Source organism: Granulicella sp. S190, assembly GCF_009766095.1.
Lineage (GTDB): Bacteria > Acidobacteriota > Terriglobia > Terriglobales > Acidobacteriaceae > Edaphobacter.
On sequence record NZ_LMUD01000007.1, the window covers coordinates 164,961 to 173,622 of the forward strand.

Consider the following 8,662-nt stretch of genomic DNA (forward strand, 5'->3'; position numbering starts at 1 on the left):
AAGAGAAGGGAAGCCCACTAACGTGAACATGCAGATCCGTGTACGACTCGGCGCAATGATGTTCCTCGAGTACTTCATCTGGGGAGCCTGGTACGTCACCGTCGGCACCTGGCTCGCCTCCTCGCTTCACTTCACCGGCCAGCAGATCGGCCTAGCCGCCGGCACCACCGCCGTCGGTGCCATGATCGCTCCCTTCTTCGTCGGCCTCATCGCCGACAAGCTCTTCGCCACCCAGCGTGTCCTCGCAGCACTTCATCTCCTCGGCGCCATCCTCCTCTTCCTCGCCTCGCAGCAAATCGCCTTCAACAAAATCTACCCGCTCCTCCTCCTCTACTGCCTCTGCTTCATGCCTACCCTCGCCCTCACCAACTCCCTCGCCTTCCGCCAGATGTCCGACCCCAAGCTGGAGTTCGGCCCCATCCGCGTCCTCGGCACCGCCGGTTGGATCGCCGCCGGCCTCCTAGTCGGCACCCTCCGTCTCGAAGCCACCGCACGCCCCCTGCAACTAGCCGCCGTTCTCTCCATCCTCATGGCCTTCTACTGCCTCACCCTCCCCGACACTCCACCCCTAGCCCGCGAAGGCCGCTTCACCCTCTCCAGCATCTTCCCCCGCGAAGCCATCGCCCTCCTCCGCGAGCGCTCCATGGCCGTCTTCGCCATAGCCTCCTTCCTCATCTGCATCCCGCTGCAGTTCTATTACGCCTTCACCAACCTCTTCCTCAACGAGTCAGGCGTCCACAACGCCGCAGGCAAGATGACCGGCGGCCAGATGTCCGAGCTCTTCTGCATGCTTCTCATCCCGTGGTTCTTCCGTCGTCTCGGCGTCAAATACATGCTCGTCGCGGGCATGTCCGCATGGGTTCTGCGTTATCTCCTCTTCGCGTACGGCAACGCCGACAGCAAGGTCTGGATGTTCTGGCTCGGCATCCTTCTCCACGGCATCTGTTACGACTTCTTCTTCGTCACCGGCCAGATCTACATCGACCGCAAAGCCTCTCTCGCCCTCCGAGCCGCAGCCCAGGGCCTCATCACCTTCATCACCTATGGAGCGGGCATGTTCGTAGGCTCGTGGCTCTCGGGCGCAGTAGTCGAGCGCTACACCACCACATCGACAGCCGGGGCACCCGTACACGAGTGGCAATCCATCTGGCTGGTAGCAGCCGCCGCGTCAGCGGCAGTCCTCGTACTCTTCCTCATCACGTTCACCGACAAAGAAGGCGCAACAGTCACAGCATCAGAGAGCGCCGGAGCGATCCCCATCGAATCACCGCTCTAACCCGAAGCGACCAACGGGAGCAGCCACGCGAAGCGATACGCAAGTCACGAAGTGACCGCCCCACGCGAAGTGGGCCCGTCCGGCAGGACAAGGCCCTAAGCCCACCAAGCCTCAACCGGAGCCTCTTTCAGCAGCACTCGCGAAAGCATCCCAATCGCCGAAGACAACCCCTCATGCGTCGAAGCAAGAGCATCCTCATGCTCAATGCTCATCACATAGTCATACCCAACCAGCCGCAGCGCAGAAGCAATCCGCTTCCACTCCAACTCGCCATGCCCCCATCCCACCGAACGAAACAACCACGACCTCTTCGCCATCTCGCGATAGCTCTTTGTATCCAGCACGCCGTTCACATCGCGCATTGCGCTATGGATCGCCACGTCCTTCGCATGAAAGTGAAAGATCGCCTCACCCAGCGCAGCAATCGCGGCCGGGATATCGATCCCCTGCCACCAAAGATGGCTAGGGTCCAGATTGATCCCGACTGAACTACCCACAGCCTCCCGCAGCTTCAGCACAGTCTCCGGGTTGTAAACACAAAATCCCGGATGAGCCTCCAGCGCCACCTTCACCCCAGCATCTTTCGCAAACTGAGCCGCGTCCTTCCAGTAGGGAATCAACCTCTCCTCCCACTGCCACGCCAGCGCATCTGAAAACTCCGGAGGCCACGCCGCCGTGATCCAGTTCGGCGTCACATCCTGTGCCGACCCACCCGGGCAACCAGAAAACGTAACTACCACAGGAACATTTATCTGCTCCGCCAGCTTCACCGTCTTCCGAAGCACCTCATCATCGCGCTCAGCGATCTCTTTCTTCGGATGCACCGGATTCCCATGGCACGACAGCGCGCTGATCGAAAGCCCCGCATCCTCCAGCTTCAACCGATAGGCCCGCGCCGCCTCTTTACTCGCCAGCAGCGCATCCAAATCCAGATGGCTATTTCCAGGCCACCCGCCCGTCCCAATCTCCAAAGCCTCAATCTGCGGATACTTCTTCAGCTGCACCAGCAACGCGTCCAGCGTCAACCCATTGAATATCGGAGTAAACAACCCTAACCGCATCGATAACTCTCCTTAGTCCCAAGAAGTCACAACCCTTGCAGATTCCCAATGAAGCGTAACCGCATCAAAACTCCACTGAACCCCCATGAAGCGTCATCTCGACCGAAGTCGCGCAGCCTCATCGCGCGACGTAGTGGAGAGACCCCCGCATTCGTCTTTATTCTTGCCATTGTCGTTGTAGTTGCTTGTCCTTTTGTTGTCATCCCCGAAGGGGATCTGCGGTTGCCATTGCCTATTCCTTTGCCGTAATCCCGCAGAAGACCCCCCCCAAAAAATCAACCCGCACCCTTCACCTTCTCATGCAAATGCTTCTGCATCGACTCCAGCGTAAACCCCTTCGTCTCCGGATAAACAAACAGCACCACCAAAAACTGCACCACCATCATCGCCGCAAAGAAGAAGAAGGGAATCGACTTCGAGTAACGCGCCAGAATCGGAAATACTCCCGCAATCAAAGCATTCGTAATCCAGTGCGCCGACGATCCAAGGCTCTGCCCCTTCGACCGAACACTCGTAGGAAACACCTCGCTGATATAAACCCAGATCACCGCGCCCTGCGAAAAGGCGAAGAAGACAATATAAGCAATCAACACCATCAACAGATACTGCTGGTGCGACTGCGTCTTGAAGATCATCGCCGCCGCCAGCAGGCACACCCCGCAGCCCACCGCTCCCACCAGCAACAGCTTCTTGCGCCCCACCTTATCGATCAGCGAAACTCCCGCCAGCGTCGCCACCAGGTTCATCGCTCCAATCGCCACCGCCTGCAAATTACTCGAGACCTGGTTGAACCCGGCACTCGCAAAGATATCGTTCAGGTAATAGAGAATCGCGTTGATGCCCGTCAGCTGATTGAAGATCCCAATCGAGATCGCCAGAAAGATAGGCAGCCGATTCTGCGCAGAGAACAACCGCGTCGCCGACTCCAGCTTCTCCTGCCGGATCGACTCGATAATCTCCCGCACCTCCGCCTCGGAGTCAGGCGATCCCATTCGCGTCAGCGTCAGCGTAGCCTCTGCAATCCTGTTCTGCGTTATCAGCCACCGCGAGCTCTGCGGCACGCTCAGCAGCATAATCAGGAACAGCACTGCAGGCACAAACGCCACGCCAATCTGTACTCGCCACTGGATCGGCCCTGCCACAAAGTGTGCCACGATCGCGTTCGAAAGATAGGCCAGCAGAACTCCAACCACCACGTTGATCTGAAACAGCCCCACCATGCGCCCACGCCACTTCGCCGGCGCAAGCTCCGCAATGTAAACCGGCCCCAGTACCGACGAGCCTCCGATCCCCAGTCCGCCCAGAAACCGGAAGAAAAGAAAACTCGTCCAGCTCCCAGCCAGCGCGCACCCCAGCGCCGAGACAACATACAACACCGCCATCCAGCGCAGAGCCTTGCGGCTGCCTATCTTCTGGCCCAGTGCGCCGCTGCCCATCGCTCCAATCACCGTGCCCCACAGCGCAATCGAGACGGTAAAGCCAAGATTCGCCGGAGATAGTTGGTACTTGTCCGTCAGTGCATGGGTAATCCCGGCGATCACCGCCGTGTCGAAGCCAAACAACAGTCCGCCAAGCGCGCCGGTAATAGCGCTCTTGGCCAGAAGAAGAACAGAGCTGGATTTTGAAGTCGTCATAAAGGGCAATGCCTATCCTAGCCTCTGAACCCCAAAATCGCCCAAACGAGATCAGCCAAATCTCTAACCCGAAAAAACCCCACAAAAATCTTCAGCAAAGTTGGCGTATCAGTTAGGTTCGCTTCGCTACAATTAAGGAAGAGATTGAGTACAGGCTGCCAGCGGTGAAGGCCAACGGCAGCCCTTTGTCATTCACCCGACCCAACCCACCACGAAACACACCATGAAATGCAACGAGGGACCACGTAGCGACCACGCTACGCCTACACACAAACTTCAGCTTCTGAAAGCCGAAGAGAGAAACTTTCGCTCGGAAACTTAGCCAACCTCAACAAAATAAGTATTTTAGTCGTAACTGATTTGAATGCAATAGTTTAGCGGTGCATGCTACCTCTAAGCCATTGCATTGACTACACTTACCTGCAAAATACCCCAAAGGCGGGGAGGGGAGGGGGTACCCCACAGAAATGACCTTAAATCCGCCGAGCCACCTCTCTCCCCCTTTAAAAGGTACAAAAGCCGCCTCCGGGCCCTGAAAAGCTCCCCAGGGCCGATTTCTGAAGAAACATGTAACCTTATTGATTGAAATTCGCTCACATCCTGCTACGCTTATACCTAACGGCGAAATATCGCCTTATGAAAGTAGGACGCATCATGGCAAACGGAACAGTTAAGTGGTTCAACGACGCAAAAGGTTTTGGCTTCATCACCCCGGAAGACGGTGGAGAGGATCTCTTCGCACACTACTCTGCAATTAACTCCAGCGGCTTTAAGTCTCTCCAGGAAGGCCAGCGCGTAACGTTTGACATCACCACTGGTCCTAAGGGCAAGCAGGCTGCAAACATTCAGCCCGCCTAACCCGACACATCTCGTACGGCAGTAGCAATCAGCACCAGGCCATGCCGTGCCCAACAGAAAAAGAGTAGAAGGGTTGCAAAAGGTCGCTTTGGCGTTCCTTGCAACCCTTCGCACTTTAGCCTCCACAAACCACTTACCGGCTTCCTGCTCCATGCAACTATCGAGTGATTCTGTACCTCATTGGTAACTGCTAAGTTACCTCCACTGCGATTCAGCAGGAGGTTACTCCCATGACTCGAACTCAGCAGTTCTCCCTCCTATTCATCCTTACCTCCCCAACCTTCCTCTTCTCCGCCAGCATCCCCAAGGCTATCCTTCCGGATAACGTCGTTACCTGCCAGCCGAACGCCAACTGCCTCAGCAAGACCCTCTACGGACGCAACTACAAGGTCCTCAACACCCCTCGCTTCACCGTCATGGTCGCCGTCTCCAAGGAGGGCGCCTACACCCGGGCAGACGTCAGCATCGCCAACAACACCATCATGTCCCAGAGCCTCACCCCGGAGGACTTCCGTATCGAGGTCGTCACCCCAAAGCCCAAGGTCCTCCTCTACATCTCCCCTGGCGACCTGAAGGATCTCCCTCAGCAGCCCATCCCCTCTCAGGCCACCACCCCGCCTTCACCCCCCGCCACCCCCGCAGAACCAGACCCACAAGCCGTCGCCAACCAGCAAAAAGTAGCCGAAAAAGCAGCGACAGAGCATCCGCTAACGGCAGTATCGCTCTCCCCGAACGAAGTCACGCAGGGTCGCGTCTACTTCGAACGCGACAAGCATGAGCATCTCGTCAACGTTGTTCTACCCATAGCCGGCCTTGTCTTCGAGTTCCCCTACAACATGAAATAACTAGCCATCACCCACTCGGAGACATGCATCACACCCTGCAGCGGGGGCGGCCGGTGACACATTGTCCCTACGTCCGTACAAATCCCTAAGGGGGGAGGGGGTTACATGTCTCATCCAGAAAAAGATCGCCTCGAATCAGAGATCGATCTTCAACAGACGGAGATTGAGCACATTGAAACTCAAATCTGTTTGAAGGACGCTTCTGTCGCTACTGAAGGTGAGGTAAGGCACCTCCAAACCGCCCAACAGGTGCACCGCGACAATATCCACGACCTTGAAAAGGCTCTTCGCGAGCAAAAACCTTAGGCGAGTACGCCAGTCTTGCCTAGCCAAGATGATCACTGGAACGCTTGAGGGGAGGCTGGGTCTGAGGCGAAGGTTATTGATCCTTAGTTGCTCATTACCCCCGGGGTGAGTCGCATTAGAGCGACCCGCCGGGCTATCATCAACGTATGACTGCTGAAGATCGCGCTAAAAAAATCAAAGTTCTCATCTTTGACGTCGACGGAGTCCTAACCGACGGCCAAATCTTCGTCATCCCTAACTCAGAGGGTCACGGAGTCGAGGCAAAAGGTTTTGCCGCGCACGATGGACTTGGAATATCGCTTGGCCGCCTTGGCGGATTGCGTATCGGCATCATCACAAAGCGCCAATCTCAGACGGTAGCCATTCGAGCCAATGACCTCAAACTTGAGTTCATCTACCAAGGTCAATCTCATAAGATGAACGCCATAAACGAGATCCTCTCGAAGACGGGATATACCCTCGATCAGCTTGCTTATGTGGGCGACGACATTATTGACCTCCCGGTCATGCGTCAGTGTGGTCTTGCCATAGCTACTGCCAACGCGCGTCAACAAGTCAAATCCGTCGCCCACTTCATCACCCCCAATGCTGGTGGTTTTGGCGGGGGCCGAGATGCCATTGACTACATTCTTTCTGTCCAAGGAACCCTCGAAAAAGTCATCGAACAATATCTTGATGAATCCAACGCAGCGGCGGCCGCGTCCGATGTAGGCACTGGCAACATGTAGATAACAAAGCGGCGAAGAAACAACGAACAAAACCGCGCTACAATCGGCCAATGTCGCTGGAAATCCCACAGTCTCTCGCCTGGGCACACCCTGTAACAGCCGAATGGTTTCTGACCAGGTTCGGCAGCCCTACCGAGCCGCAGATCCACGGCTGGCCTAGTATAGTTGCTGGCGACCCAACTCTTATCTCAGCTCCTACCGGGTCGGGTAAAACGCTCGCAGCCTTTCTGGTCTGCATCGATCAACTCCTCCGCGAATCGCTCTCAGGGCAGTTAGCTCCTTGCACTCAGGTCGTTTACGTCAGCCCTCTCAAGGCGCTTTCGAACGATATCCAGAAAAACCTGGACGGCCCCTTGGCGGAGATCCAGCAACTAGCCATGCAGCGCGGATATCTCTGCCCCGAGATTCGTACAGGTGTCCGCACTGGCGATACGCTTCCAAAAGAGCGGTCCGCCATGCTCCGCAAGCCGCCCAACATTCTCGTCACCACGCCGGAGTCTCTTTACATTCTCCTTACCGCCGGCAAGAGCAGGGAACACCTCCGTCGCGTTCGCACTATCATCGTCGATGAAATCCACGCTTTAGCCGACGACAAACGCGGGGCTCATCTTGCGCTCTCTCTCGAACGGCTAGATGCCCTTGTTACTGGCGAAAATAGTCTCAGTCCCGGCCAGTTTCTTGCCGGCCTCTCTAAAGCGCCGCAAAGAATCGGCCTCTCCGCAACTCAGAACCCGATTGAACTAGTAGCCAGCTTTCTGACCGGAATCCACGAAGGCAGAGGACCCGCGACAATTGTTAAAGTGGGTCAGCGTCGGGAACTCGATGTCGCCATTGAAGTTCCCAGCGATGAGCTAAGCTCTGTGACAAACAATGGGATGTGGGAGGAGATATTCGACAGACTTGCCGTCCATGCACAAAATCATCGTTCGACCCTCGTCTTTGTTAACACGCGCCGCCTCGTCGAAAAGATAGCCTTCCAACTCGCGAGTCGTCTCGGCGCGGAGCACGTTGCTGCGCATCATGGTTCGCTTTCCAGAACTCTGCGCCTGGATGCCGAGCAGCGCCTTAAGAACGGCGAGATTAAAATCCTTATCGCCACTGCCTCTCTTGAGCTGGGAATCGACATTGGCGACATCGATCTTGTCTGTCAGATCAGCACCACCCGTGCAGTCGCTGTGGCGATGCAGCGTGTTGGACGCGCCGGTCACTGGCGCGAAGCCATCCCCAAAGGCCGCTTCTTCGCTACCACCCGTGACGATCTCCTGGAACAAGCTGCACTAATCCGCAAAATGCGCGCCGGAGAACTCGATCAGTTACAAATTCCTCCTCAGCCTGCGGATGTTCTCATGCAGCAGATTGTCGCGTGCTGCGGGGCTGAACCTTGGGAAGAGGATGTCCTCTTCAACGTCCTCCGCCGAGCGTATCCCTACTGCGATCTCGCCCGCAAGACCTTTGACGATCTGATCACCCTGCTCACTGAAGGTATTGAATCTACACGTGGCCGCTACGGCTCTTATCTTCTTCGTGACGGCGTACACCATCACCTCCACCCGCGTCGGGGTGCTCGCATGATCGCCATCTCCAATGGTGGTGCCATTCCCGACACAGCTCTTTATAGTGTCATTCTTCAACCCGAAGGCGTGCAAATCGCGACGCTCGATGAACACTTTGCCGTTGACTCCAGCCCAGGAGACGTTATCCTTCTGGGCACCTCCAGTTGGCGCATTCAGCGCGTCGAAGCTGTTGGCCGTGTCTTGGTTGAAGATGCCCACGGTGCTCCTCCCAGCTTGCCTTTTTGGGAGGGAGAAGCCCCACAACGCACTGCTGTTCTTTCTGATGGAGTCGGCGAACTTCGCGAACAGATCTCTTCACTCACTCCTAACGTCAGTCCAGAGTACATCTCCCCAGTCCAACCGGAAGTTGCTACCGCAACTGAATGGCTCATGCAACAATG

Annotated in this window: 8 protein-coding genes; 6 read left to right on the top strand and 2 right to left on the bottom strand. The window is 56.4% G+C overall.

All coding sequences use genetic code 11. The features are described 5' to 3' along the window. Nucleotides 1-28: 28 nt before the first annotated feature. Nucleotides 29-1,276, top strand: coding sequence for a nucleoside permease (locus tag GSQ94_RS02715; RefSeq protein WP_158941773.1), 1,248 nt, complete (start codon nt 29-31; stop codon nt 1,274-1,276). A gap of 95 nt (nt 1,277-1,371) precedes the next feature. On the opposite strand, the gene GSQ94_RS02720 is transcribed toward GSQ94_RS02715, so the two are convergent. Both GSQ94_RS02720 and GSQ94_RS02725 read right to left on the bottom strand, forming a co-directional pair. After that, complete coding sequence (locus tag GSQ94_RS02720) at nt 1,372-2,337, bottom strand: sugar phosphate isomerase/epimerase (RefSeq protein WP_158941774.1); 966 nt, start codon at nt 2,335-2,337, stop codon at nt 1,372-1,374. 275 nt (nt 2,338-2,612) lie between these two features. Continuing rightward, on the bottom strand, nt 2,613-3,971 hold the full coding sequence (locus tag GSQ94_RS02725; protein ID WP_158941775.1) for a sugar porter family MFS transporter: 1,359 nt from the start codon (nt 3,969-3,971) through the stop codon (nt 2,613-2,615). A gap of 654 nt (nt 3,972-4,625) precedes the next feature. Between GSQ94_RS02725 and GSQ94_RS02730 the strand changes: the two genes are divergently transcribed. From GSQ94_RS02730 to GSQ94_RS02750, 5 genes are all read left to right on the top strand, one after another. Further along, complete coding sequence (locus GSQ94_RS02730) at nt 4,626-4,829, top strand: cold-shock protein (RefSeq protein ID WP_020712649.1); 204 nt, start codon at nt 4,626-4,628, stop codon at nt 4,827-4,829. Nucleotides 4,830-5,059: 230 nt separating this feature from the next. Beyond that, a complete protein-coding gene (locus GSQ94_RS02735) occupies nt 5,060-5,674 on the top strand; it encodes a hypothetical protein (RefSeq protein WP_158941776.1) in 615 nt (204 codons plus the stop codon). A gap of 105 nt (nt 5,675-5,779) precedes the next feature. After that, complete coding sequence (locus tag GSQ94_RS02740) at nt 5,780-5,980, top strand: hypothetical protein (protein WP_158941777.1); 201 nt, start codon at nt 5,780-5,782, stop codon at nt 5,978-5,980. Between the two features lie 146 nt (nt 5,981-6,126). Then, complete coding sequence (locus tag GSQ94_RS02745) at nt 6,127-6,708, top strand: HAD family hydrolase (protein WP_158941778.1); 582 nt, start codon at nt 6,127-6,129, stop codon at nt 6,706-6,708. 50 nt (nt 6,709-6,758) lie between these two features. Then, nucleotides 6,759-8,662: DEAD/DEAH box helicase (locus tag GSQ94_RS02750; protein WP_158941779.1), on the top strand; the 1,904-nt coding region annotated here is incomplete at its 3' end.